The following is a 23557-nucleotide window of genomic DNA, read 5'->3' as shown; positions in this document are numbered from 1 at the left end:
GGGGGTGCGGGGCCGGTCAGCCGGCGGGCTGGAGCAGGTCCCAGCGGTTTCCGTAGAGGTCCCGGAAGACGGCGACGGAGCCGTACGACTCGTGGCGGGGCTCCTCCAGGAAGGTCACGCCGGCGGCGCTCATCCGGGCGTGGTCGCCCGCGAAGTCCTCGGTATGCAGGAAGAAGCCGACCCGGCCGCCGGTCTGGTCTCCGACGCGGGAGCGCTGGGAGTCGTCCTTGGCCCGCGCGAGCAGCAGGCCGGTGCCCTCCTGGTGCCCGCCCGGCCGCACGACGACCCAGCGGGAGCCGTCGGGGCGGGCCTCGTCCTCGACGAGCCGGAAGCCGACCGCCTCGGTGTAGAAGCGGATCGCCTCGTCGTGGTCGTCGACGACGAGGGTGACCAGGGCGATGCGACTCATCGGGGCCTTTCGGAGAGCTGATTAGCGGGAGAGGTTATACGTAAAACCCGACGGGCGCCAGTCCTTTCCGGAGGGACCCGGTCCGCGGGTCCCCGCACGGGCCGGCGGACCTGGTGCTGCTCCGCAGAAGCTCGTGGAGGGGGCGTTGGTCAGGTGGCCTTGAGTGGGGTGCCTTTCACAGGTCCATCGGTAGGGCCTCGCGGTCTCGTTGTGCCCGATCACGTATGCCTCCAGTTTCTCGATGAGGCTGTCGCGGCCTGCGAAGTCGCCGTGCCGCAGAACACGGCGGGTCAGGGTGGAGAGGAACAGCTCGACCTGCAAGCTTGCGCGGATCGATACCGTGCGGCCCATGCACCGGAGCCGCGTCTACGCCATCCTGATCGACACTCCCGAAACCGAAGCTGCCTCCGCAGCCGCCTTCTGGTCGGCCGCCCTCGGTGTCCCCGCGCAGCCGGTCCCCTCAGAGCCTCAGTTCACCGTGCTGCACGAGGCATTGCCAGGGCTGGTCACCGCCGTCCAGGCAGTCGATGACACACCTCGTTTCCACATCGATATCGAGACCGACGACGTCGAGGCCGAGACCGCGCGCCTACTTGCCCTCGGTGCCGTGCAGATATCGCAGTGGCTGGAGTGCCACGTGCTTCGTGCACCAGGCGGGCACCTGCTATGTGTCCTGCCCATGCACAGTGACCCCGAGACATTCGAAGCCCACGCCAACACATGGTCGTGAGACCGTCGCCAGTCATGGCCTCAGCCCCTCCACGAACTTCCGCGGAGCAGCACGAGCACCGCGCTCGCACCGTCAGTCGGCTCACCGCGGTCCTCGACGCCGACCCCGAGCCGGACACGTCGTAGTCGAACCATGTGGCGCACGTACCCAGAGTCCAGGGGGAGCGGGCCGCTGCGGCCGATCTCTTCGGCGAGTTCGCGCTCCACGGTGGTGAGTGGGTCTTCGTCGTCCTCGACATTTCCGGAGGCGCGGTCGTTCCTGCTGCCTACGTCCTGCGTCCGCGGACAGCCGCGAGAAGTAGGCAGCAGGGCTCGTGATCCGCGCGCTGGCCAGGGGTGGTGGCGCGGCTGCTGAGGCGTTCAGTGTCGTTCGTCGGTGCCGGCGATCTTGGCTGTGGTGATGGCGATGCGGTTCCAGGTGTTGATCGTCAGGATCACGGAGATGAGCTGGGCCAGTTCGGTGTCCTCGAAGTGTTCGGTGGCGCGGTTGTAGACGTCGTCGGGGACGCCGTCGGCGATCTGGGTGATGGCTTCGGTCAGGGCCAGGGCGGCTTGTTCGGATGGGGTGAAGAAGTGGGTTGCGTCGTGCCACGCCTGGACCATGTGGAGGCGTTCTTCGCTTTCGCCGGCCTTGCGCGCGTCGGTGGTGTGCATGTGGAGGCAGTACGCGCAGCCGTTGAGTTGGGACGCCCGGATCTGGACCAGTTCGATCAAGGCCGGGTCGAGGCCCGCGCGGGACGCGGCGTCGAAGCCGATCAGGGCTTTGAACGCGCGCGGCGCGTATGCGGCGAAGTTGATGCGGGAGAGGCCGACGTTAGCGTTTGTGTTGTTCATGTCGATTAGCCTATGCACCTGAAAGACTGATTGAGGGGTGCGTTCGGATGGCGGAGTCACGGGTCAATTCTGCTCAGGAGGCGGGCTCTGACCTGCATCTTGAGCTGTCTCTGACGGGACCTCGTCGGGCTGCGGTGGCGGAGGCGCTGCGGGAGGCGGTGCGCAGCGGGAGGCTCACGGCGGGGACGTTGCTGCCGCCCTACCGATCGCTCGCGGTGGACCTGGGGGTCGCTCGCAACACGGTCGCGGACGCCTACGCCGAGCTGGTCGCCGAGGGCTGGTTGACCGCCCGTCAGGGGTCCGGTACCCGGGTCGCCAAGCGGGTGGAGGCCAAGCCGCAGCGTGTTCCGAAGAAGGCGCCCGGCCGCAAGGTCGTGGCCCACAACCTCCAGCAGGGGCAGCCGGACGCGACGTCCTTCCCCCGCGCCGCGTGGGCCGCGGCCGTCCGCCGGGCGGTGACGGCAGCACCATACGACGCGTTCGCCCCACCCGATCCCCAGGGACGTCCCGAACTGCGCCGTGTACTGGCCGAGTACCTGGCTCGGGCGCGCGGTGTGTCGACTTCACCGGACCAGATCGTGGTCTGTGCCGGGTTCGCTCACGCGCTGCGGCTGCTGTTCGGCGGCGGGGTGCTGTCCGGGCCGCTTGCGGTCGAGCCGTACAGCCTGCCTTTCCACCGCGGCATCTTGGCCGACGCCGGAGTCAGCACGGTCCCGCTGGGCATGGACGGCCAGGGTGTGCGGACCGATCAGTTGGCATCGCACCCCGGTCTGCCGCTTCGGCGTGGAGCGCGGGCCGTCCTGCTCACTCCCGCTCACCAGTTCCCGACCGGTGGTCCGCTGCATTCGACGCGTCGTGCCGCGGCCGTCGACTGGGCGCGCGGTCGTGGCGGCGTGATGCTGGAGGACGACTACGACGGCGAGTTCCGCTACGACCGTGAACCCGTGGGCGCGGTTCAAGGGCTTGATCCCGACCATGTCGTCTACATCGGCTCGGTCAGCAAGAGCCTGTCCCCGGCGATCCGGCTCGGCTGGATGGTCCTGCCGCCGCATCTGGTCGAGGCCACACTCGCGGCCAAGGGGCTGCGCGAGGCGTGGACGGGGGTCACCGACCAGCTCGCGCTCGCGGAGTTCATCGCCTCCGGCCAGTACGACAAGCACATCCGCCGCATGCGGCAGCGCTATCGCGCCCGCCGTAACCTGCTCGTCACGACGCTGGCCGAGCACGCCCCGCACATCGCGGTCACCGGCATCGCGGCCGGACTGCACGCGGTCCTGCGGCTGCCGCCGGGCACCGAGGCGTCCACCGTCAAAGCGGCGACATGGATGGGCCTGGCCCTCGACGGCTTGGCGACGTTCGGCCACCCCGACAGCCCCGACCCCCACCATGACGGTCTGGTTGTCGGCTATGCCACACCCCCCGAACACCGCTATCGACCGGCGCTTGACGCGCTGTGCCAAGCTCTGCCACCTGACGCCTGAACCCCGAAAGCGGTGCCTCCCCGGGAAGGGGGCACCGCTTTCGGCGGATCGGTGTCGGGTTTTCAGGGGGCTACCAGGCCGGGCCACGGGCGGCGTGGCCCGGCCAGGGGTTCAGCGCTCGGCGAGCGCCTCCGACCACACGGGGCTGTCGAAGTAGTGGTTGTCGTACTGCTGTGAGCTGTCGCGGATGTCCTGCACCGTGGCCTCACCCCGGTACACCCGCTCCAGCAGCCGGTAGTAGTCGAAACGGTGCAAACCGGGGGTGAAGACCACCAGCAGCTCGGCCTCGCTGCCGGGGGCCGGCGCGAACGCGTGCGGCACGGTCGGCGGAACGGTCAGGAAACCACCCTTGCCCAAGGTCACGATCTCGTCGTTCACCAGGAACCGCATCGTGCCGTCCAGGACGAAGAACATCTCGCTGGCCTTGGTGTGGAAGTGCGCAGGAGCCCCCGGCGAACCCTTGCGGAACGTCGCCTTGTTCGCAGTGAGCGCGTCACCGGTCTCTCCGGCGTCGGCGAGCAGACCGATCAGGCTCAGCGCACCATCCTGTATGACCTCAACGCTCTCCGGCCGGACCAGGACAGGGCCAACCGGCTGGTTCACAACGGCGTCCATAACGTCTCCCAGATGCTCGGCCCGGCTTCCCACCAGGCACTTCGTGCTGACATCAATGAATCTACGAGAGCCAAAGACCCGCTAGAAGGTTCATTTCAATGAACGTTTCATGGGTCAATCCACCTCGGACGCCAAGCTTGTGGAACTCCACCAAGCCTCCGCGCAGCACCACCTCGCGGTGGACCGCCACCACTGCCCGGCGCTGTCGATGCAGATGACGACGAAGAGCCCGAATGCGAGACGCCGGGTACGACGTGCAGGAGGTGGCGGACGTTCCGCGGCTGGACGAGGCACTCGAGGCGTACGGCCGGTTGATGGGGGCCTGGCTGGGCATCCGCCGTTCCTGGGCGGAGTTCCTCGACGAGGATCCGCTGCTGCTCGGGCCGGTTCACCGAGCCGCCTGTCGAGCCGGGGCTGGAGTCACGCGATCGAGCGGGACAGGAACGAGTCGGCGCGGGCATGCGCCGGTGCACGGTGACCAGCTTCGTGGGCGTGCGCGGGGTCGCCGCGCCGGCGGCCGGCCGGTCTCACACGACGCGACACTCTGCAAAGAGCGCAACACCGTGGAACGGTGCATCAACCGGCTGCGGACTGGCGCGGTATCGCTGCCCGGTACGACAAGACCCCGGGGAGCTACGAGGCCGGACTGCACCTGTGTGGTGCGATGCTCTGGCTCCGCGGCATCGCACCACACTCGTGATTCGAACTCCGGACCGGACCTAGGACTCGCGTCCCCTCCGCGTGGGACCGGCGACCGAGGCGGGTGGGACAGGCGGGCGGCTAGCGTCCTGGACATGGAGATCAACGAGCCGCTTCGTGACCCTCGGCAGCGCCGGCTGGACGTCCTCGAACGGCTGGACCATGAGACCGACATTTGGGTGGCCACGGCCGGGCCGGACGGGGTGCCGTGTCTCGTCGCGCTGTGGTTCGTCCGGTACGGGGACTGTCTGTGGCTGTCGACGCGGCTCACCAATCCCACCGGCCGCAATCTGCGGGACGGCGGCCGGGCCCGGCTGGCCTTCGGGGACACGCGGGACGTGGTGCTGATCGACGGGGACGTGACGGCCTACGAGGGAGGCGAGGTGCCGGCCGGGGCGGTGGAGGCGTTCACCGCGAAGACCGGGTGGGATCCCCGCCGGGACGGCACGGCGTACGCGTTCTTCCGGATACGGCCCCGCGAGGTCCAGGCCTGGCGGGAGGTGCGCGAGCTGCGCGGGCGGCATGTGATGCGCGACGGGGTGTGGGCCGCATAGCCCCACCGGTATGCCTGCCGGACTCTCAACCCGCCTTCGCGTGCCCCGCGTTCAAGCCCTCCAGCTCCTCGGACGTCAGCCGGAGGGATCCGGCCGCCAGGTTCTCCGTGAGGTGCCCGGGATTGCCGGTGCCGGGGATGGCCAGGACGTGCGGGCCTCGGGCAAGGGTCCAGGCCAGGCGGATCTGCGCGGGGCTCGTGCCGTGGGCGCGGGCCGCCGCCAGGACCGCTTCTCCGTGGGCGGTCGTGGCGCCGTGCGGGCCGCTGTCGCCGGCGATGGCGTAGAAGGGGACGAAGGCGATGCCCTGTTCGCCGCACAGGCGCAGGAGTTCCTCGGCGGCGGGCTGGTGGTCGCCGAGGCCGTAGCGGTTCTGGACGCTGACCACCGGGGCGATGACCTGCGCCTCGGCGAGATGGCGGGGCTCGATGCCGGAGACGCCGAGGTGGCGGACGAGTCCGGCCTGGCGCAGCTCGGCGAGGGCGCCGAAGTGTTCGGTGATCGAGTCCTGCTCCATCCGGCGCAGGTACACGAGGTCGAGGTGGTCCCGGCCGAGCTGGCGCAGGTTCTCCTCGACGTGGCCGCGGAGGTCCTCTGGGCGGGCCGAGGTGGCCCACTCCCCCGACCAGTCGCGGAAGGGGCCGACCTTGGTGGCGATGAGCAGGTCGTCCGGGTACGGGGCGAGCGCGCTGTTGATGAGTTCGTTGGCGGAGCGCAGGGAGGAGAAGTAGAAGGCCGCGGTGTCGATGTGGTTGACGCCGAGGTCGACCGCCTTGCGCAGGACGGCGATCGACCGGTCGCGGTCGCTCGGCGTGCCGAGGTGGAAGGCGGCGTCGCCCGTCAGCCGCATCGCGCCGAAGCCGATGCGGCCGACGGTCGTGTCGCCCAGTCTCCAGGTGCCGGCGGCGTCCGCCGTGATCGCTTCCGGGGTCATCGGCGGAGTCTCGCACACACCGTGCGGGTCAGCAGTAGAGATTGCCGCCCGGGGAGACGCCGAGGATCTGCGCGAACTGCTGGTACTTCGTGACCCGGCTCTGCACCTGCGCGGGGTTCTTGCCGTCGCACTCCAGGGAGCCGTTGATGGAGCGGATGGTCTGCCCGAAGCCGCCGCCGTTGACCATGGCGTTGTGGGGGGTCATGGTGCCGGGGCCGTTCTGGGTGTTCCAGTACCAAAGGCCCGTCTTCCAGGCCACGGCCGCGTCGTTCTGCACCAGCCAGGGGTTGTTGATGAGGTCGATGCCGAGCGCGTCGCCCGCGGCCTTGTAGTTGAAGTTCCAGCTGAGCTGGATGGGGCCGCGGCCGTAGTAGGCCGCCTGGCCGGCCGGGCAGCCGTAGGGCTGGCTCCAGTCGCAGTAGTGCGGGTAGTTGGCGGTGTTCTGCTCGACGATGTGCACCAGTCCGCCGGTCTCGTGGCTGACGTTGGCGAGGAAGGCCGCCGCCTCCTGCCTCTTGGTGGTCTCGCTGCCGGTGTTGGCGAATCCGGGGTAGGCCTTGAGGGCCGCGGTCAAGCCGCTGTACGTGTAGAAGGAGTTGCGGCCCGGGAACATCTGGTTGAACTGCGCCTCGGTGACCACGAAGGTGCCGACGGGCGTCCCCGGGCCGTTGTCGCAGGCGTACGGCTCCCAGTACCAGGTGCTGATGACGGGGTCGTAACCCGGGTTGTCGTGCTCGGCGATGTAGGCCCTGCCGTCGGTGTAGCGGACGATGTCGCCGGTGCGGTAGGCCTTGCCCGCCACCCAGTTCGGGTAGCTCGAACAGGCGGCGGCGGACGCGCTCGTGGCCGGCAGGAGCACCGGTACGGCGCCGGCGAGGACGAGTGCGGTCACGACGGCGGAGATGCGGCGTCTCGACACGGGATCAACTCCTTCGCGGAGCACGGCCGTCCCCGGCTCGGGCAGGGCGGAGCCTGGCCTGGTGCGCATGCCGGAGGGGACCGGTCGCGGCGGGGCCGGCCGTGGTGGGGGTGTGGAGCCACACTCAACCGCTTTGGTCTGTACCAGTCAAGGGTGTAGACCACTCAACCCGGCGGGATCCCGACCGCGTTGAGTGTCGAGGCCGCCGGCGACCACTCCGGCCCTCACCGAAAGAGTGACCCCGCCCGCTCAGCTCAGCGGCTTCTCCAGCACCGCCTTGCGGTGGCTGAAGGTCTCCATCGAGTAGCGGCCGTGGTAGTTGCCCATGCCGCTCTCGCCCACTCCGCCGAACGGCAGGTCGGAGACGGTGAGATGGGCGAGCGGCAGGCCGTGCCCCAGACCGCCGGAGGAGGTCTCGGCGGCGATGCGCGCCCGGGTCTCCTCGGACTCGGAGAAGACGTACAGCGCGAGGGGCTTGTCGCGGTCGTTGATGAACGCGATCGCCCCGTCCAGGCCGTCGGCGGTCACGATCGGCAGGATCGGGCCGAAGATCTCCTCCCGCATGACGGGCGAGGCGGGGTCGACGTCGGCGAGGACGGTCGGCGCGATGTACCTGTCCCTGCGGTCGCTGCTCCCGCCGACCACGACCCGGCCGGAGTCGAGCAGGCCGGTGAGCCGGTCGAAGTGGCGCTCGTTGATGATCCGGCCGTACTCGCCGGAGGTCTGCGGGTCGGCGCCGTGGACCTTCTCCACGGCCTCGGCGAGGAGGGGTTCAAGGGCGGCGGCGGTCTCGGGGTCGGTGAGGACGTAGTCGGGGGCGACGCAGGTCTGGCCGGCGTTGAGGAACTTGCCGCGGGCCAGCCGGTCGGCGACGACGGCGAGGTCGGTGCCGCGGTCCACGAACGCCGGTGACTTGCCGCCGAGTTCGAGGGTGACCGGGGTGAGGTGCTCGGCGGCGGCACGCATCACGATGCGGCCGACGGTGCCGTTGCCCGTGTAGAAGATGTGGTCGAAGCGCTCGGCCAGCAGGGCCGTGGTCTGCGGGATGCCGCCCTCGACGACGGCGACCGCGTCGGTGTCGAGGTACGCGGGCAGCAGCCGAGCCAGCGCCGCGGAGGTCGCGGGGGCCAGCTCGCTGGGCTTGACGAGGACGGCGTTGCCCGCGGCGAGGGCGCCGACGAGCGGGGCGAGCAACAGTTGGGCGGGGTAGTTCCAGGGGGCGATGACCAGGACGACGCCGAGCGGGTCGTACTGGGTCCAGGCGCGGGCGTCGGCGCCGAGGTGTGCGGGGACCGGGGCGGGCTCGGGGCGCAGCCAGTCGTCGAGGTGGTCGAGGGTGTGGTCGATCTCGCGGGCCGTGAAGTCGATCTCGGTCCGGTAGGCCTCCCTGGCGCTCTTGCCGAGGTCGGCGTGGAGAGCGGCGGCCAGGTCGTCACCCCGCTCCGTGAGCATCTCGCGCAGGCTGCGCAGCTGTCCGGTGCGCCAGTCGGCGGGCTTGGTACGGCCGGTGCGGAAGGTGGCGCGCAGCCGGGTGACGACGTCGGCGGGCTGCTCGGGGGTGGCGGTGGTCACGGGTGCCTCGCTGGTGGTGCGCGGGCTTCTCAGCCCTGGGTTCAGGGGCGAGCGGTCAGCTCGGTGTATATGCCAACCTTTCATGTGCCGAACTGTATTCCCCGGCGCGACGGTCACCTCGCGTGGCGTTTGCGCTACAGGGGCGCCGCGCTACACGCGTGTCGACTCGTCGAGCGTCTCGGCGAAGCGCCCCAGCAGGGCCCGCAGCAACTCCTCGTCGCCGTCTCCGTCACCGCGCGCGGGCCAGGCGGTCCGCACGGCGCGGTCGACACGCTTCCAGTGGTCCTGGCCGCGCGGGGTCAGGTGGGCGAGGATGCGGCGCCGGTCGAGCGGGTCGACCCGGCGGTGCACGAGGTTCTGGTCGACGAGGTGGTCGACCAGCTTGGTCAGGGTCGGCGGCGGCAGGAACGCGGCCTCGGCGATCGCCGTCATGTGGTGGCCGGCCCCGTCGGACAGCAGCGCGAGCACCCGCCAGGCGTCGAGCGAGCAGCCCTCCTCGTCCAGGGCGGCCTGCAGCCGGCGGGCCGCGAGCCGCTCGGCCCGCGTGAGGAGCTGCATCAGGCCGTGCGGGCCGCGCGGAGTAGAGGTAGGCATCCCGGCATCCTGCTCCTAGGTCACGAGGTGCCTACATCGTAGGAGACGGGCTGGAGTTCACCCGGTGGACGCGGAAGCATGACGGCATGTTCCGGCACGATTCCCGCGCCCCCGACTGGTTCACGGCCGACGACTCCGTCCTCGGCGTGGCGCTGGTCTTCCCGATGCAGGGGCCGGCGGGGATCTTCGGCCCGGCGTGCGAGCTGTGTGCGCGGCTGGCGGCCGAGGAGGTCAACCGGGCGGGCGGGGCGCTGGGCCGGGAGCTGCGGCTGGTGCCGGTCGACGGCGGGGCTCCGCCGCGGGAGGTCGCCGAGCAGGTCGAGGCCCTGGTGGACCTCGGTGTCGTGCAGGGCGTCACGGGCTGGCACATCTCCTCCGTCCGCCAGGCCCTGGCGCCGCGGGTCGCCCACCGGGTGCCGTACGTCTACACGGCGCTGTACGAGGGCGGTGAGCACACGGCGGGGGTGTTCCTCTGCTGCCGATGACCGTCGCGGCACTGCTCGGCCTGTTCATCTTCCGCCGCCGGGTCAAGGGCGCCTACTTCGCGATCCTCAGCCAGGCCCTGGCGTCGGCGTTCGCGATCTGGCTGGTCGGCCAGCAGGCCACCACCGGCGGCACCAACGGACTCACCGACATCCAGGGCTTCTTCGGGTACGACCTCGACGACCCGGTGAACCAGCGGATGGTGTACTTCCTCATCGCCGCGGCCCTGCTCACCCTGATCGCCCTCGCCCGTCAGCTCATCCACAGCCGCTACGGCGAACTCCTCGTCGCGGTACGGGACTCGGAGGAGCGGGTGCGCTTCCTCGGGTACGACCCGGCGAACGTCAAGCTCGTCGCGTACGTCGTCGCCGCCGGCATGGCGGGACTGGCCGGTGCGCTGTTCGTGCCGGCCGTCGGGATCATCTCGCCGGCCCTGATCGGCATCGTCCCGTCGATCGAGTTCGTCATCGGCGCGGCGGTCGGCGGGCGGGCCAGCCTGGTCGGCGCGGTGCTGGGCGCGCTCGCCGTGGCGTGGGCGAAGACGGCCCTGTCGGAGGAGTTCCCGGCGGGCTGGACGTACTTCCAGGGGCTGTTGTTCATCGTCGCGCTGGCGTTCCTGCCGGGCGGCCTGGCCTCGCTGACGAAGCTGGTCCGCAGGCGCCGGGCCATTTTGGAGAAGTCGCCCGTGATCCCCGTGGGAGAGGCAGCATGAGTGGGCTCGAGATACGACAACTACGGGTGTCCTTCGACGGGTTCACCGCCGTCGACGGCGTCGACCTCGAGGTGCGCCCCGGTGATCTGCGGTTCCTCATCGGGCCGAACGGCGCCGGCAAGACGACCCTGGTCGACGCGGTCACCGGTCTGGTCAGGGCGCAGGGGTCGGTTCGGTTCGGCGGCACGGAGCTGCTCGGGCGCAGCGTGCACCGCATCGCGCGTTCGGGCATCGGCCGCACCTTCCAGACGGCCACCGTCTTCGAGGAGTTGACGGTCCTTCAGAATCTGGACATCGCGGCGGGCGCCGGACGCGGCGTGTGGACCATGCTGCGTCGCCGCAGGGGCGTTCCGGAGCCGGTGGCACGGGCGTTGGAGACCGTCGGGCTGACCGAGCTGGCGGACTCCCCCGCCGGGACGCTGGCGCACGGGCAGAAGCAATGGCTGGAGATCGGCATGCTGCTCGTGCAGGAGGTGCAGCTGTTGCTGCTCGACGAGCCGGTGGCCGGCATGAGCCACGACGAGCGGCAGGCCACGGGCGAGCTGCTCCGGCGCATCAGCGAGGAGCGGACGGTCGTGGTCATCGAGCACGACATGGACTTCATGAGGTCGTTCGCGCGCACTGTGAGCGTGCTGCACGCGGGCCGGGTGCTCAGCGAGGGCACGGTGACCGAGGTCCAGGCGGACCCGAAGGTGCAGGAGGTGTATCTCGGGCACACGGCCGCCGAGGACACCGCGGACGTGGCCGTACAGGAGGCGTGATGCTCCAGATCGAGAACGTCCGGGTCGGCTACCAGCGCAGCACGGTGCTGCACGACGTCTCCGTCCAGGTCCCGGCGGACGGCGTCGCCGCCGTGCTCGGGCACAACGGGGCCGGCAAGAGCACACTCCTGCGCGCGGCGGTCGGACTGCTCACCCCGTCCGCCGGCACGGTCCGGCTGGACGGCGAGGACATCACCCGCCGCAAGCCGCACGAACGGGTGGCGCGCGGGATGGCGTACGTGCCGCAGGGTCAGCAGGCGTTCCCGCACCTCACCACCGCGGAGAACCTCCAGCTCGTCGCGGACGGCCGCCGGCGCGGCAGGCAGGCGGTCGCGGAGGCGCTGGACCTGTTCCCGGCGCTGCGGGCGTTCTCCTCGCGGCGCGCGGGGCTGCTGTCCGGCGGCCAGCGGCAACAACTCGCCATCGCGCGCGCCCTGGTGACGGAGCCTCGGATCCTGCTCCTGGACGAGCCGACCGAGGGCATCCAGCCTTCGGTGGTCACCGAGATCGAGGAGACGATCCTCGCGCTGGCGGCGCGCGGCGGCCTGTCGGTCCTGCTGGTGGAACAGCACGTCGGCTTCGCGATGCGGGCGGCTCAGCGGTACTACGTGCTGGAGGCGGGCCGGGTCACCTCGTCCGGGGAGGGCGGCCTGGACGCGGAGCGGTCGGTGCGGGAGGCGCTCAGCGTGTGAACCACCGGCCTCTCGGCGGCCGTACCCGGATCAGCGGGTGGCCGTACCAGGATCGCCGGGTGGCCGTGGCGGATCAGCGGGTCAGTTCGCGCAGGCGCCGGTCGAGGAGGGCCCGCTCGGCCGGGCTCCGTCTCCAGGTTGCGGCCGATCCGTGCCATCTCCTCCCCCACGGGCGGCTCGCCGCCGGTGGGCGTGATCACGCTGAGCAGGTAGTGCTTCATGTCGGCCTCCGTGATGCGGTCCCTGCCATCGCCGTGCTGCGGTGCCCTTCACCTCCTACACGAACGGCACGCCCCCGGATCGACACCCCGCGCGGCGGGAAAGGAAGAATGTCCTGGACGTGCCGGGTTCCCGCCTCGGACTGGGAGTTGCCGAAGCGGCGCCCGGCCAGCAGCTCGGCGAAGAAGAACTTCCGCTGCTCCTCGCTGCCCTGACGGCGGATCACGTTCACGTGGGCGAAGTGGCTCTGCGGGATCTGCGCGAGGCTGCCGTCGGCGGTGTCGAGCAGCCGGAACATCTCCGCGAGGGTCAGTACGCTCACGTCCGCGCCGCCGTGTCCGGCGGGGACGGTGACGGCGAGCAGACCGGGAGGCGGCGAGGCGGTCCGACTCGGCCCGGGGCAGAAGCCGTTCGGCGTCCCGCTCGGCCGCTCCGGACCGGAACTCGTCGGCCAGGGCGGCGGCGGCGGCGAGGGCCTCGGCGTCGTCGGCGATCACGTGGACGGTCACGGGGGTGGTCATGGGGGCGGTCATGGTGGCCTCAGCTCGCCGCGGCCAGGTACGGCGTGCGGCCGAGGGCCGTGGAGAACTGGTCGACGACCTGGCCGAGGGCCTCGGCGGCGTCGGGAGCGATCGCCAGTGAGCCGTCCTCGTGGGCGGTGATGTCCTTGTCCAGGGTGAACCAGCCCTGCACGATGTGGGCCGCGCCCATGGAGTTCAGCACGGGCCGCAGGGCGTAGTCGATGGCGAGGACGTGCGCGACGGAGCCGCCGGTGGCGAGCGGCAGCACGGTCTTCCCGGTCAGCGCGTACTGCGGCAGCAGGTCGAGGAGCGCCTTGAGGACACCGGAGTACGACGCCTTGTACACGGGCGTGCCCACCACGATGCCGTCGGCACGTGCGAACAGTTCGGTGGCCTCGACGATCGCGGGATGGCGGAAGTCGGCGCCGAGCAGGGCCTCGGCCGGGACGGTGCGCACGTCGAGCGGGACGACCTCGTGTCCATGGGCGATGAGCCGCTGGTCGAGGTGGCGCAGCAGGCGGCCGGTGCGGGAGGTGGCGGAGGGGCTGCCGGAGACGGACAGGACGGTGGCCATGGGTCCTCTTTCGGGAGGAGGGCGGGCACGCCTCGGTGCGGGGACGAAGGGCAGGCGCGCTTCATCGGGGGGCGAAGGGCAGGCCCGCCTCGGTGCGGGAAGGAGGCCGGGGGCGCTCTCGTGCAAGGCGCCCCCGGAGCGGTCAGGAGTACCAGGTGGGTTCGGGCAGTTCGCCCTCGAGGACCCAGCGGCCGACCTCGCGCCGTTTGTGGGCGACCGGGTCGTGCAGGGTGTGGGTGCGCACATTGCGCCAGAGGCGGTCCAGTCCCTCGGAGGTGGCGGTGGAGCGGGCTCCGGTCACCTCGATGATGCGGCTGGAGATCTCCAGGGCGACGTCGGTGGCACGGGCCTTGACCGCGGCCACCCGTACCTCGAAGTCGCCGCGGGTCTGGGTGGTGACCGCGTCGGGGTCGTCGTGCGGCTTCTGTCCCTCGGCGGCGACGGCGTCGGCGAGTGCCTCGACGGCCCAGAGCTTGGCGGTGAGGTCGCCGTAGACGTCGATGACGTAGGGCTCGTCGACCGCCCGCTCGTGGCCGCCGTGCAGCCAGGAGCGGGCCTTGGTGCGGGTGTAGGTGGCGGCCGTCTCCAGGGCGCCGCCGGCGATACCGAGGTAGAAGTTGACGAACACCAGCTGGATGGTGGGGACCTTGAGGGTGTTGTAGGTACGCGGCTGGAAACCTTGTCGACGTAGCCGGCGGCCGAGGACCAGGGGGTGCGGACCCCGTCGAGGGTGACGCTGCCGCTCTCGGTGAGGCGCTGGCCGATGTTGTCCCAGTCGTCGTGGAAGGTCAGGCCCTCGCTGTCGGAGGGCACGATGGCGAAGACGTACTGGTCGGTGCCGTCGAGGACGCCTTCCAGGACGGTGACGTCGGAGACCCTGCTGCCGGTGGAGAGGGCGTAGTCGAAGCCGTTGTTCTCGGCGAGGACGGCGAGTTCGCGGTGGTAGTCGTATCCCCAGTCGGTGCGCCGTTCGATCTTGCTGGTGACGAGTCGTCCGCTGACATTGGGAACCCAGTAGGCGAATTTCACGGGCGCTGCGGGCATGCGGAACTCCTGGTGCGCGGATGCGTTTTCGGGCACGCCGAATTCACTCGGGGCGACAAAGCGCAGTGAATTCAGGCGGTGCCGCAAAGGCACGGCGCGGACCTGCGGTCAGGGCAGGCGGCGCGGTGGGAGAAGGAGGGTTCGGCGGCGGTTCGGGAGATCAGGCCGCGGCGCGACAGGAGGCGCTGGAGACGCGCGCGAGGTCGACATGGCGTCGCCGCGTGAGGTCCAGTCGCATCTTCATGCCGTCGATCGTGGCAGCCGCCGGTCTCGGCAGTCAAGGAGAACCCGGCCGGTCTCGTATCGCGGACCATTGAATTTCACGAAGGGGTGACAGGGAAACTCTCGAACCGGCCGGGAATACGCCCGCATTCTTCGGAGGTGCGGACAGAACAGCTGGAATACATCGCGGCGGTCACCCGGCTCGGTTCGCTGCGCCGGGCCGCCGAGGAACTGCGGCTCTCCCAGCCCGCGTTGAGTGAGACGCTGCGCAATCTGGAGCGTGCGGTGACGCGGCACCAGGCAACCGCCGACGACCACGACCGACCATCGGCCCTCGGCCTCCGGCCTTCGGGAGGGGGCTGACCCCGGGTCAGTCCTCCTCGCCCGCCGGGACGACGACGAGGAAGGCGTCCGACTTCAGGTCCATCACGACGGTCGCCGGCTCTCCCTCGGCCCGCCGCCGAGCCGCGTACTCCTCCGCGGGCAACGACCCGCGCGGAGCTCCCGCGGCGAAACGCTCCAGCACCTTCGCTCCCATGTCGGCCGACTCCTCCTGATGCGATACGAGCAGATCCGATCCGTCTCCTACGCCTGCCCGCTCCCGACGCAAGCATGTGCACTAGGCATCCACCTGGGTGACACCCGGTCGGACGCGGCCGAGCCGTCCCGGCCACCAGGCACGAGCGCCGAGGTCCCGCACCAGGGCGGGTACCAGCAGCGAGCGCACCACCAGCGTGTCGAGCAGCACACCGAAAGCGACGATGAAGGCGATCTGCGCCAGGAAGGCCAGCGGGATCACCGCGAGTGCGGCGAAGGTGGCGGCGAGCACCACCCCGGCCGAGGTGATGACGCCGCCGGTGCTGACCAGGCCTCGCAGCACTCCCTCGCGGACTCCGTGGCGCAGGGACTCCTCGCGCACCCGGGACATGAGGAAGATGTTGTAGTCGACGCCGAGCGCCACGAGGAAGACGAAGCCGTACAGCGGAACGGACGGATCCGTGCCGGTGAAGCCGAGGACATGCCGGAAGACGAGGCCGGAGACGCCCAGGGTGGCGAGGAAGTTCAGCCCCACGGTGGCCACCAGGAGGACGGGCGTCAGCAGGGAGCGCAGCAGCAGGGTCAGGATGACGAAGATGATGGCGAGGACCACCGGCACGATCAGGGTGCGGTCGCGCTCGGCGGTGCGCAGGGTGTCGTACTGCTGGGCCGTGTAGCCGCCCACGAGGGCGTTCGCGCCGGGTACGTCGTGCAGCGCGGCTCGCAGCCGCGCCACCGTGTCCTTGGCCGCGTCGCTGTCGGCGGCCGCGCGCAGGGTGACGTCCACACGCGCCCGCCCGTCGACCACGAGAGCCTCCCCGCCCGGCGCTCCCGAGGCGTTCACCGGGGCGGCCGAGGCCACGCCTTCGGTCCTGCGGGATGTCTCGACCACCGTCGTCACCCGGTCGGCGTCGGCGACGACCACCACGGGGTTGCCCGCGCCGCCGGGAAAGTGTCTGGCGAGCGTCTGCTGGGCGGTCACGGACGGGGCGTCGTCGACGAAGGTCTCGTCGAGCGGGACGCCCCGGGAGGTGAGGGTGGGCGCGAACGCCGCACAGACGAGCAGTCCGGCCAGCGACACCGCCCACACCTTGCGGGGCGCCCGGTCGACCAGCTTCGCGATCCGGTGCCACACCCGCCCTCCGGCGCCGGACTCCCCGGACGGCCGGGGTTTGGCGGGCCAGTAGGCGGCGCGGCCGAGGAGAACCAGGACGGCGGGGAGGAAGGTCAGTGTGCTCACGACGGCGGCGGCGATGCCGATGGCCCCGACGGGGCCCAGGGCCCGGTTGTTGGTGAGGTCGCTGAGCAACAGGGCGAGCAGTCCCAGGGCGACGGTCGCGGCACTGGCCGTCACGGTGCCCCATGACTGCCGCAGCGCGGCCCCCATGGCCGCGAACCGGTCCGCGCGGGTGGCCAGTTCCTCCCGGTATCGGGCGGTCAGGAGCAGGGAGTAGTCGGTGGCCGCACCGATCACCAGGATGGAGAGGATGCCCTGCACCTGTCCGTCCACGCGCACCATGTCGTGGTCGGCCAGCGCGTACACGACGGCGCAGGCGAGGCCGAGAGCGAGCACCGCACCGACGATGATCACCAGCGGAAGCAGCACACTGCGGTAGACGAGCAGGAGGATCAGGAGGACCGCGACCAGCGCGACGGCGAGCAGCAGTCCGTCGATGCCGGCGAAGGCGTCGGAGAGGTCGGCCTGGGTCGCGGCCGGTCCGGCCAGCCGGACGTCGGTACCGGGCACCTGTTCGGCCGCCGCACGGATCCGCTCCAGGGCCGGGGCCAGGTCCTCGCCCAGGTCCGGGCGCAACGGCACCACACCCTCCAGGGCCCTGGCGTCCGCCGAGAGCAGTGCGGGCGATACCCGGCCCACCACTTCCGGAGCGCCGGCCAGGGAGGCGAGTGACCGCGTCGCGGCCTCGCGCCGGTCCGCCATCGCGGCGTCCCCGGTCGATGTCCACACGACGATCGCGGGCAGCGTCTCGTCCTGGCGGAAGGCCCGCTGGGCGGTGATGACCTCGGTCGATTCGGCGCTGCGCGGCAGGAAGGCGGCCTGGTCGTTGGTCGCGACCTCGCCCAGGCGTCCCGCGAAGGGACCGAGGACGCCACCGAGGACGAGCCATGCGGCGACGAGGAGGACCGGGACGAGCCGTCGGGCGCGTCGAAGGGTGCTGGTGGACATCGTTCTCCCGGTAGCGCGACAGCAGATACCTCAATGACAAACAATCTCAATGATTGAGTGATGTTCGTCGAACGGATCCTAACGGTGCCTGGTCTTCTGCCCTCACAGGGGCGGCGGACACACCCGGATCGTGTCCGGTCTCAGCCCTCGCCGGGGGTGGCTGACGACAGTTCCTCGTTCATCGCCGCCAGGAAGCGCAGCACCACCGACAGCTCGGCCTCGGTGAAACGGGACCGGGCCGCCTGTGTGGCCTCGGCCAGCGGGCGGAAGTAGGTGCGCGCAGCGGAGCGGGCGTCGGAGACGTAGTGCAGGTGGACGACTCTGCGGTCGGAGCTCTCGCGGACCCGCCGGACGTGACCGGCGCGCTCCAGCCGGTCGACGCAGGCGGTGACGGCCCCGGAGGTGAGCCCGAGGTGCTCGCGCAGCCGCTTCGGAGTCATGGGCTCCTCGGCGTCGAGGATGGCCGCCAGTGCCTGGACGTCCGTGGCGTGCAGCCCGTGGTCGCCCGCGAACCCGTGCACCAGCCGGTTGATCTCACCGTTCATCCGCCGCAGCCGGACGGCGAAGGCGTACAGGTCGGACGGTGGCGAGGCGTCGGCGTCGCGCCCGCCCCGGTCCTGCTTCCCGTCGTTCCCTGTGGCCACGCGGTCAGCGTAGTCGCTGCTCACGATCACCCGATCGTGCGCCCACACACCGTCGCCGCATCCGCCGTCCGCCCCGGCGTGGAAGCCATAGTTCGGGGACCGTCGACACGGAGGACCAGAACTCATGAACGCACACAGCCTGGGCCAGGAGTCGCTGCGCTGCCTGGTCACCGGCGCCACCGGGTACATCGGCGGCCGGCTCGTCCCGGAACTGCTGGCCGCCGGCCACCGGGTGCGCTGCCTGGCCCGCTCCCCGGAGCGGCTGCGCGACCATCCGTGGGCAGGGGAGGCGGAGGTGGTTCGCGGGGACGTCACGGACGGCGCTTCGGTCGCGGAGGCGATGCGGGACGTCGATGTCGCCTACTACCTGGTGCACGCGCTGGGCACGGGACGCGACTTCGAGAAGACCGACCGCAGGGCGGCGCGGATCTTCGGAGAGCGGGCCCGCGCCGCCGGAGTACGGCGCATCGTCTATCTCGGAGGGCTCACCCCGTCCGGTGTCCCCGAGCGGGAGCTGTCGCCGCACCTGCGCTCGCGCGCGGAGGTGGGCCGCATCCTGCTGGACTCCGGCGTACCGGCCACGGTGCTGCGCGCGGCCGTGGTCATCGGCTCCGGCTCGGCCTCCTTCGAGATGCTGCGCTACCTCACCGAACGCCTGCCCGTCATGGTCACTCCGAGCTGGGTGCACACCCGGATCCAGCCCGTGGCCGTCCGGGACGTGCTGCGCGCCCTGGTCGGCAGCGCCCGTATGCCCGCGGACGTCAGCCGGGCCTTCGACGTCGGCGGGCCGGAGGTGCTGACGTACCGCGACATGATGCTCCGTTACGCCGCCGTGGCGGGTCTGCCGCGTCGGCTCATCCTGCCGGTGCCGGTGCTCACGCCTCGCCTGTCCAGCCACTGGGTGGGCCTCGTGACGCCCGTGCCCGCCTCCATCGCGCGGCCGCTCGCCGAGTCACTGCGGCACGAGGTGGTGTGCCGGGAGCACGACATCGCCCGGTACGTGCCGGACCCGCCCGGCCATCCGCTGGGCTTCGACGAGGCGGTACGGCTCGCGCTGCGGCGTGTCCGCGACGCGCGGGTCCTCACCCGCTGGTCGTCCGCCTCGCTTCCCGGCGCGCCCAGCGATCCGCTGCCGACGGATCCCGACTGGGCGGGCGGCAGTCTGTACACCGACTGCCGGGAAAGGACCGTGGACGCTTCCCGGGAAGCTCTGTGGCGGGTGATCGAGGGCATCGGCGGCGACAACGGCTGGTACTCGTTCCCGTTGGCGTGGGCGGTGCGCGGATGGCTGGACCGCCTGGCCGGCGGGGTGGGGCTGCGCCGGGGACGGCGCGACGCGGGACGGCTGCGGGTCGGCGACTCGCTCGACTTCTGGCGGGTCGAGGAGATCGAACCCGGGCGTCTGCTCCGGCTGCGCGCCGAGATGCGGCTGCCGGGTCTGGCCTGGCTGGAGATGTTCGCGGAGACGGACGAGGCGGGCCGTACCCGATACCGCCAGCGCGCCGTGTTCCATCCGCACGGGCTCCTCGGCCAGGTGTACTGGTGGAGCGTCGCCCCGTTCCACGCGGTCGTGTTCGGCGGCATGGCCCGCAACATCTCCCGTACCGCGGCGGCCGAGGCGGGGACGGCGAGGGCCGGTGCCTGACCGCGCGTCCGCCGGGAGCCTCGCCGCAGCCGAACCCGGTGTTCCCCTCGCCCCGTCCGGAGCCGCGTCATGAACGTCTCGGTCGTCCTGTTCACGTCCGATCTGCGGCTGCACGACCATCCGCCGCTGCGGGCCGCCTCGGCAGGCGGCCGCGCGGTGGTCCCGCTGTTCGTGCGTGACCGGTCCGTGGACGCCGCCGGGTTCGCCGCGCCGAACCGGCTGGCCTTCCTCGCGGACTGTCTGCGCGACCTGGACGCGGGACTGCGCGAGCGGGGCGGGCGGCTCGTGGTCCGTTCCGGTGACGTGGTCGAGGAGGTGTGCCGGGTGGTCCGCGAGGCGGGCGCCGGCGAGGTCCATCTGGCGGCCGACGTCAGCCGGTACGCGCAGCGCCGCGAGGAGCGGCTGCGGCACGCCTTGGAGGCGGCGGGCGTACGCCTGCGTGTGCACGACGCCGTGACGTCCGCCGTCGCCCCCGGCGCGGTGGCCCCGGCCGGATCGGACCACTTCGCCGTGTTCACGCCGTACTTCCGGCGCTGGACGCGGGAGCGGCAGCGTGACGTCCTCGGCGCGCCCCGCGTCGTACGGGTTGCGGACGGTGTCGGCTCGGAGCGGCTCCCCGTGGACGAGGGCGTGTCGCAGGGCCTGGCGGCGGGCGGCGAGCGGGAGGGCCGGGCACGGCTCGCGGCCTGGCTGCGCCACGGGATCTCCGCCTACGAGGACCGGCACGACGACCTGGCCGGTGACGCGACCTCCCGCCTCTCCCCCCACCTGCACTTCGGCACCCTCTCCCCCGTCGAACTGGTGCAGCGGTCCCGCAGGGCGGGCGGCGCGGGAGCCGAGGCGTTCGTACGGCAGCTCGCCTGGCGTGACTTCCACCGCCAGGTGCTGGCGGCCCGCCCGCATGCCGCCGACGCCGACTACCGGCCCCGGCACGACCGCTGGCGTACCGAGCGGACCGCCCGCGGGGACATCGAGGCGTGGCGGGAGGGCCGTACCGGCTACCCGGTCGTCGACGCGGCGATGCGTCAGCTGCGCCACGAGGGCTGGATGCACAACCGGGGCCGGCTGCTGACGGCGAGTTTCCTCACCAAGACGCTGTACGTCGACTGGCGGATCGGCGCACGGCACTTCCTGGACCTGCTGGTCGACGGGGATGTGGCGAACAACCAGCTCAACTGGCAGTGGGTCGCGGGCACCGGTACGGACACCCGCCCGAACCGGGTCCTCAACCCGCTCACGCAGGCGAGGCGGTTCGATCCGGACGGCGCGTACGTGCGGCGCTGGGTGCCGGAGTTGGCGGGCGTCGCGGGGTCGGCGGTGCATCAGCCGTGGAAACTGCGTGGGGCGGACCGGGCGGCGGTCGGCTACCCGGACCCGGTGATCGAGCTGGCGGAAGGGCTGGCCCGGTTCCGGGAGGCGCGCGGGCTCGGCTGAGGCGGGCTCAGTTCTGGTGCACCGGCAGCGGGTGGGTCCAGGTGTCGTCGCTGCCGGGCAGGCCCAGGGCGTGCGCCACGGCGGCGGCGATGCGGGCGTGGCCGAGCGGCGAGGTGTGCAGCCGGTCCGTGCTCCACAGCCGCGGGTCGGTGGCCGCGGGCTGCACCTCGATGTCGGCGACGGCCACGCCGTGCCGGGAGGCCGCTTCCCGGATGCGGGCGTTGAGGGCGACGACGCGCGGGGCGAGGGGCCGGGCGAGAGGGGCGACGCGGCCCACGTCGGGGAAGGTCATGGTGGCGACGCGGGCGCCCTGCGCCGTGAGCGCGGCGAACGCGGCCTCCAGGTGACCGGCGACCTCGTCGGCGTCGAAGCGGGGGCGCAGCAGGTCGTTGACGCCGGCGACGACGGTGGCGAGGTCGGGGCGGAGCGCTAGTGCCGGGGCGAGTTGCTCGGAGCGGACCTGCCCGGCCAGCCGGCCGCGGACGGCGAGGTTGGCGTACCGAAGTCCGGTGTCGTGGTGGGCGAGTTGCTCGGCGAGGCGGTCGGCCCAGCCGCGCAGGCCGCTCTTGTCGTCGCCGTCGCCGACCCCTTCCGTCTGGCTGTCGCCGAGAGCGACGTAGCGCGCGTATCTGATCCGGGTGCTGTGGGTTGTGTGGGTACTGGACATGGCGGGCCCCCTGGGTCGACGAGTCCCCCCAGCCTACTCACTTTTTTGACTATTCAGATAGGAGTCCATGGGGTCGGGCCCCCTCACCAGGCGCGGCCCTCCCCCAGCAGGAGGTCGCGGACGCGGGCCACGTCGGGGTTCTCCACGGCTCCTGGCCGTTGGACGAGGAAGGCCGTGTTGATCGGCGGGTCCTCGGGCTCGTGCAGGGCGACGAGGGCGCCCGAGGCCAGTTCGGTCAGGCAGAGGTAGCGCGGCAGGACGGTGAAGCCCGCACCCGCGACGACCGCGGCCAGCACGCCGCGCAGGTCGGGCACGGTCACGGCGGCGGGGCCGGACAGCCGTCGGCCGAAGACGTGCCGCCAGTAGCGGCGGGCGATCGGCAGGTCCTGCGCGTAGGTCACCAGCGGGACCGGGTGCAGGGCGGCGGGCAGTTCGGCGGGCGGCCGGTCCCCGAGCCGGTCGGCCCAGGCCGGGGCGGCGACCAGGACGAACTCCTCGTCCATCAGTGGTGTCGAGGTCAGGGTGCGGCCGCGCGGGCGGGTCGTGGCGATGACCAGGTCATGCCGGCCGGCCCGCAGTTCGTCGAGCAGCGGTTCGGTCAGACCGGTCGCCACGCGCAGCCGGACGCCGTCGGCGGCCAGGGGCGCCAGGGCGGGCAGCACGCGGGCGCACAGCAGTTCGGCGGGTCCGGCGAGGTGCACGGGGTCGGGGCGTCCCGCCACCGCCGGGCCTGGCCCCGCCACCGCGGACAGCTCGTCCAGCGGTGCGGAGATCCGCGCGGCCAGCGCGTCGGCGACGGCGGTCGGGGTGACGCCGCGCGGAAGCCGCTCGAACAGCTCCCGCCCGGCCTGCCGCTCCAGGGTCCGCATCTGTGTCGTCACGGTCGGCTGCGACAGGCCGAGCAGTTGCGCCGCGCCGGTGAACGACCCCGAGCGGTAGACCGCGAGGAAGGTACGCAGCAGGTTCAGGTCCAGGTGATGACTTTGCTCCACCATCCGCAGTATTCCGCCTCGCCCATCGGGATTCCCATACCTGACATTGGAATCCTCATTGGTTTCCTATGGCTGGACGGCCTAGGTTCGAGACACCGACACCAAGACACCCACCACGAGAACCCGACACCCCGGAGACAGACCACCATGGCAAAGATCCTGTTCGTGATGACCGGCGCCGACCACTGGACGCTCGCCGACGGCACCCTGCACCCCACCGGCTTCTGGGCCGAGGAGGCAGTCGCCCCGTACGAGGCGTTCCGCGCGGCGGGCCACGAGGTGGTCGTCGCCACTCCGGGCGGCGTGGTCCCGCCGGTGGACAAGGGCAGCCTCGCCGCCGAGCTGAACGGCGGCCAGGAGGGGGCCGACCGCGTCGCCGCCGGGCTCGCCGCGATGACCGAGCTGCAGCGTCCGGTCCGCCTGGAGGACGTGGACCTCGCCGACTACGCGGCCGTCTTCTACCCCGGTGGGCACGGCCCGATGGAGGACCTGGCCGTCGACGCCGCCTCCGGCCGCCTCCTGGCGACGGCCCTGGAGTCCGGCACCCCGCTGGGCGTCGTCTGCCACGGCCCGGCCGCCCTGCTGGCCGCCGTGAAGGAGGACGGCTCCAACGCCTTCGCCGGCCGCCACATCGCCGCCTTCACCAACGCCGAGGAGATGCAGGCCGGCCTCGGCGACAAGGCCAAGTGGCTGCTCCAGGACCGGCTGACCGAGGCCGGCGTCGAGGTGCGGGCCGGCGAGCCGTGGGCGCCGCACGTGATCGTGGACGGCAACCTCGTCACCGGCCAGAACCCGTCCTCCTCCGGCCCGCTCGCCGCCGAACTGCTGAAGAAGCTGGGCTGAACCGTGCTCGCCGAGCATCCCCGCCCACCTCTACACATAAAGGAA

21 protein-coding genes and 8 pseudogenes are annotated in these 23557 nt (G+C 71.6%); 13 read left to right on the top strand and 16 right to left on the bottom strand.

Annotated elements, in window-relative coordinates; translation table 11 throughout:
• Positions 1-16 precede the first annotated feature (16 nt).
• Positions 17-409 (bottom strand): VOC family protein, encoded by a 393-nt coding sequence (locus tag P1P75_RS16095; protein WP_319255769.1) that lies wholly within the window; start codon positions 407-409, stop codon positions 17-19.
• A 349-nt stretch (positions 410-758) separates the two neighbouring features.
• Between P1P75_RS16095 and P1P75_RS16090 the strand changes: the two genes are divergently transcribed.
• Complete coding sequence (locus P1P75_RS16090) at positions 759-1139, top strand: VOC family protein (protein ID WP_319255768.1); 381 nt, start codon at positions 759-761, stop codon at positions 1137-1139.
• A gap of 359 nt (positions 1140-1498) precedes the next feature.
• On the opposite strand, the gene P1P75_RS16085 is transcribed toward P1P75_RS16090, so the two are convergent.
• Positions 1499-1972, bottom strand: a complete 474-nt coding sequence (locus tag P1P75_RS16085; protein ID WP_319255766.1) for a carboxymuconolactone decarboxylase family protein — start codon at positions 1970-1972, stop codon at positions 1499-1501.
• Positions 1973-2019: 47 nt separating this feature from the next.
• Here P1P75_RS16085 and P1P75_RS16080 point away from each other — a divergent pair, with 47 nt between their 5' ends.
• Complete coding sequence (locus P1P75_RS16080; protein WP_319255764.1) at positions 2020-3453, top strand: PLP-dependent aminotransferase family protein; 1434 nt, start codon at positions 2020-2022, stop codon at positions 3451-3453.
• A 111-nt stretch (positions 3454-3564) separates the two neighbouring features.
• On the opposite strand, the gene P1P75_RS16075 is transcribed toward P1P75_RS16080, so the two are convergent.
• Complete coding sequence (locus P1P75_RS16075) at positions 3565-4056, bottom strand: cupin domain-containing protein (protein WP_319255762.1); 492 nt, start codon at positions 4054-4056, stop codon at positions 3565-3567.
• Positions 4057-4301: 245 nt separating this feature from the next.
• Here P1P75_RS16075 and P1P75_RS16070 point away from each other — a divergent pair.
• From P1P75_RS16070 to P1P75_RS16060, 3 genes and pseudogenes are all read left to right on the top strand, one after another.
• A pseudogene (locus tag P1P75_RS16070) lies at positions 4302-4581 on the top strand (indole acetimide hydrolase); the annotation flags it as partial.
• Positions 4581-4768, top strand: a pseudogene (locus P1P75_RS16065) (IS5/IS1182 family transposase); the annotation flags it as partial. The pseudogenes P1P75_RS16070 and P1P75_RS16065, both read left to right, overlap by 1 nt.
• A gap of 94 nt (positions 4769-4862) precedes the next feature.
• Positions 4863-5321: a pyridoxamine 5'-phosphate oxidase family protein gene (locus tag P1P75_RS16060; protein WP_319255774.1), complete on the top strand. Its 459-nt coding sequence runs from the start codon at positions 4863-4865 to the stop codon at positions 5319-5321.
• Between the two features lie 25 nt (positions 5322-5346).
• Here P1P75_RS16060 and P1P75_RS16055 read toward each other — a convergent pair whose 3' ends face one another.
• The 4 genes from P1P75_RS16055 to P1P75_RS16040 all read right to left on the bottom strand — a co-directional run bounded on the left by P1P75_RS16055 (position 5347) and on the right by P1P75_RS16040 (position 9337).
• The gene (locus P1P75_RS16055; protein ID WP_319255759.1) at positions 5347-6252 is read right to left on the bottom strand and encodes an aldo/keto reductase; all 906 of its coding nucleotides are present in this window, start codon (positions 6250-6252) and stop codon (positions 5347-5349) included.
• Positions 6253-6280: 28 nt separating this feature from the next.
• Positions 6281-7171: a glycoside hydrolase family 19 protein gene (locus P1P75_RS16050; RefSeq protein WP_319255757.1), complete on the bottom strand. Its 891-nt coding sequence runs from the start codon at positions 7169-7171 to the stop codon at positions 6281-6283.
• Between the two features lie 249 nt (positions 7172-7420).
• Positions 7421-8743, bottom strand: a complete 1323-nt coding sequence (locus tag P1P75_RS16045) for an aldehyde dehydrogenase family protein (protein WP_319255755.1) — start codon at positions 8741-8743, stop codon at positions 7421-7423.
• Positions 8744-8893: 150 nt separating this feature from the next.
• Entirely contained in the window at positions 8894-9337 is a 444-nt protein-coding gene (locus P1P75_RS16040) for a MarR family transcriptional regulator (RefSeq protein WP_319255753.1), read from the bottom strand.
• Positions 9338-9423: 86 nt separating this feature from the next.
• Here P1P75_RS16040 and P1P75_RS16035 point away from each other — a divergent pair.
• From P1P75_RS16035 to urtE, 4 genes and pseudogenes are all read left to right on the top strand, one after another.
• Positions 9424-9810: pseudogene (locus tag P1P75_RS16035) on the top strand (ABC transporter substrate-binding protein); the annotation flags it as partial.
• A pseudogene (locus tag P1P75_RS16030) lies at positions 9810-10532 on the top strand (branched-chain amino acid ABC transporter permease); the annotation flags it as partial. The pseudogenes P1P75_RS16035 and P1P75_RS16030, both read left to right, overlap by 1 nt.
• A complete protein-coding gene (urtD, locus tag P1P75_RS16025; RefSeq protein ID WP_319255752.1) occupies positions 10529-11293 on the top strand; it encodes an urea ABC transporter ATP-binding protein UrtD in 765 nt (254 codons plus the stop codon). The pseudogene P1P75_RS16030 and the gene urtD, both read left to right, overlap by 4 nt.
• Positions 11293-11985, top strand: coding sequence for an urea ABC transporter ATP-binding subunit UrtE (urtE, locus tag P1P75_RS16020; RefSeq protein ID WP_319255750.1), 693 nt, complete (start codon positions 11293-11295; stop codon positions 11983-11985). Before urtD ends, urtE begins: the two co-directional genes overlap by 1 nt.
• Positions 11986-12313: 328 nt before the next feature.
• On the opposite strand, the pseudogene P1P75_RS16015 reads toward urtE, so the two are convergent.
• The 4 genes and pseudogenes from P1P75_RS16015 to P1P75_RS42040 form a co-directional block, all read right to left on the bottom strand.
• A pseudogene (locus P1P75_RS16015) lies at positions 12314-12725 on the bottom strand (acyl-CoA dehydrogenase family protein); the annotation flags it as partial.
• 19 nt (positions 12726-12744) lie between these two features.
• Entirely contained in the window at positions 12745-13299 is a 555-nt protein-coding gene (ssuE, locus tag P1P75_RS16010; protein ID WP_319255748.1) for an NADPH-dependent FMN reductase, read from the bottom strand.
• A 142-nt stretch (positions 13300-13441) separates the two neighbouring features.
• A pseudogene (locus tag P1P75_RS16005) lies at positions 13442-14343 on the bottom strand (acyl-CoA dehydrogenase family protein).
• 160 nt (positions 14344-14503) lie between these two features.
• A complete protein-coding gene (locus P1P75_RS42040) occupies positions 14504-14581 on the bottom strand; it encodes a putative leader peptide (protein ID WP_351405193.1) in 78 nt (25 codons plus the stop codon).
• A 143-nt stretch (positions 14582-14724) separates the two neighbouring features.
• Here P1P75_RS42040 and P1P75_RS16000 point away from each other — a divergent pair.
• Positions 14725-14853: pseudogene (locus tag P1P75_RS16000) on the top strand (LysR family transcriptional regulator); the annotation flags it as partial.
• Positions 14854-14935: 82 nt separating this feature from the next.
• On the opposite strand, the gene P1P75_RS15995 reads toward P1P75_RS16000, so the two are convergent.
• From P1P75_RS15995 to P1P75_RS15985, 3 genes are all read right to left on the bottom strand, one after another.
• On the bottom strand, positions 14936-15103 hold the full coding sequence (locus P1P75_RS15995) for a hypothetical protein (RefSeq protein WP_167396259.1): 168 nt from the start codon (positions 15101-15103) through the stop codon (positions 14936-14938).
• A gap of 81 nt (positions 15104-15184) precedes the next feature.
• A complete protein-coding gene (locus tag P1P75_RS15990; protein WP_319255745.1) occupies positions 15185-17287 on the bottom strand; it encodes an MMPL family transporter in 2103 nt (700 codons plus the stop codon).
• Between the two features lie 140 nt (positions 17288-17427).
• Positions 17428-17931 (bottom strand): MarR family transcriptional regulator, encoded by a 504-nt coding sequence (locus tag P1P75_RS15985; protein WP_319255743.1) that lies wholly within the window; start codon positions 17929-17931, stop codon positions 17428-17430.
• Between the two features lie 124 nt (positions 17932-18055).
• Between P1P75_RS15985 and P1P75_RS15980 the strand changes: the two genes are divergently transcribed.
• Together P1P75_RS15980 and P1P75_RS15975 are read left to right on the top strand one after the other, a co-directional pair.
• The gene (locus P1P75_RS15980; protein ID WP_319255741.1) at positions 18056-19576 is read left to right on the top strand and encodes an SDR family oxidoreductase; all 1521 of its coding nucleotides are present in this window, start codon (positions 18056-18058) and stop codon (positions 19574-19576) included.
• 69 nt (positions 19577-19645) lie between these two features.
• The gene (locus tag P1P75_RS15975; protein ID WP_319255739.1) at positions 19646-21010 is read left to right on the top strand and encodes a deoxyribodipyrimidine photo-lyase; all 1365 of its coding nucleotides are present in this window, start codon (positions 19646-19648) and stop codon (positions 21008-21010) included.
• Positions 21011-21032: 22 nt separating this feature from the next.
• Here P1P75_RS15975 and P1P75_RS15970 read toward each other — a convergent pair.
• Both P1P75_RS15970 and P1P75_RS15965 read right to left on the bottom strand, forming a co-directional pair.
• Positions 21033-21677 (bottom strand): annotated as a pseudogene (locus tag P1P75_RS15970) (SGNH/GDSL hydrolase family protein); the annotation flags it as partial.
• Positions 21678-21760: 83 nt separating this feature from the next.
• Positions 21761-22672, bottom strand: a complete 912-nt coding sequence (locus P1P75_RS15965; protein WP_319255737.1) for a LysR family transcriptional regulator — start codon at positions 22670-22672, stop codon at positions 21761-21763.
• 144 nt (positions 22673-22816) lie between these two features.
• Between P1P75_RS15965 and P1P75_RS15960 the strand changes: the two genes are divergently transcribed.
• Complete coding sequence (locus tag P1P75_RS15960; protein WP_319255735.1) at positions 22817-23512, top strand: type 1 glutamine amidotransferase domain-containing protein; 696 nt, start codon at positions 22817-22819, stop codon at positions 23510-23512.
• The last annotated feature ends 45 nt before the right edge of the window (positions 23513-23557 follow it).

It is taken from the genome of Streptomyces sp. ID05-39B (assembly GCF_033794725.1).
Classification (GTDB): Bacteria; Actinomycetota; Actinomycetes; order Streptomycetales; family Streptomycetaceae; genus Streptomyces; species Streptomyces bobili.
This window is presented reverse-complemented; position numbering and strand designations above follow the sequence as displayed.

Coding starts and splice junctions, on each gene's coding strand:
- P1P75_RS16095 (WP_319255769.1), bottom strand. CDS start 409: ATGAGTCGCATCGCCCTGGTCACCCTCGTCGTCGACGACCACGACGAG.
- P1P75_RS16090 (WP_319255768.1), top strand. CDS start 759: ATGCACCGGAGCCGCGTCTACGCCATCCTGATCGACACTCCCGAAACC.
- P1P75_RS16085 (WP_319255766.1), bottom strand. CDS start 1,972: ATGAACAACACAAACGCTAACGTCGGCCTCTCCCGCATCAACTTCGCC.
- P1P75_RS16080 (WP_319255764.1), top strand. CDS start 2,020: ATGGCGGAGTCACGGGTCAATTCTGCTCAGGAGGCGGGCTCTGACCTG.
- P1P75_RS16060 (WP_319255774.1), top strand. CDS start 4,863: ATGGAGATCAACGAGCCGCTTCGTGACCCTCGGCAGCGCCGGCTGGAC.
- P1P75_RS16055 (WP_319255759.1), bottom strand. CDS start 6,252: ATGACCCCGGAAGCGATCACGGCGGACGCCGCCGGCACCTGGAGACTG.
- P1P75_RS16040 (WP_319255753.1), bottom strand. CDS start 9,337: ATGCCTACCTCTACTCCGCGCGGCCCGCACGGCCTGATGCAGCTCCTC.
- urtD (WP_319255752.1), top strand. CDS start 10,529: ATGAGTGGGCTCGAGATACGACAACTACGGGTGTCCTTCGACGGGTTC.
- urtE (WP_319255750.1), top strand. CDS start 11,293: ATGCTCCAGATCGAGAACGTCCGGGTCGGCTACCAGCGCAGCACGGTG.
- ssuE (WP_319255748.1), bottom strand. CDS start 13,299: ATGGCCACCGTCCTGTCCGTCTCCGGCAGCCCCTCCGCCACCTCCCGC.
- P1P75_RS42040 (WP_351405193.1), bottom strand. CDS start 14,581: ATGCGACTGGACCTCACGCGGCGACGCCATGTCGACCTCGCGCGCGTC.
- P1P75_RS15995 (WP_167396259.1), bottom strand. CDS start 15,103: ATGGGAGCGAAGGTGCTGGAGCGTTTCGCCGCGGGAGCTCCGCGCGGG.
- P1P75_RS15990 (WP_319255745.1), bottom strand. CDS start 17,287: ATGTCCACCAGCACCCTTCGACGCGCCCGACGGCTCGTCCCGGTCCTC.
- P1P75_RS15980 (WP_319255741.1), top strand. CDS start 18,056: ATGAACGCACACAGCCTGGGCCAGGAGTCGCTGCGCTGCCTGGTCACC.
- P1P75_RS15975 (WP_319255739.1), top strand. CDS start 19,646: ATGAACGTCTCGGTCGTCCTGTTCACGTCCGATCTGCGGCTGCACGAC.
- P1P75_RS15965 (WP_319255737.1), bottom strand. CDS start 22,672: ATGGTGGAGCAAAGTCATCACCTGGACCTGAACCTGCTGCGTACCTTC.
- P1P75_RS15960 (WP_319255735.1), top strand. CDS start 22,817: ATGGCAAAGATCCTGTTCGTGATGACCGGCGCCGACCACTGGACGCTC.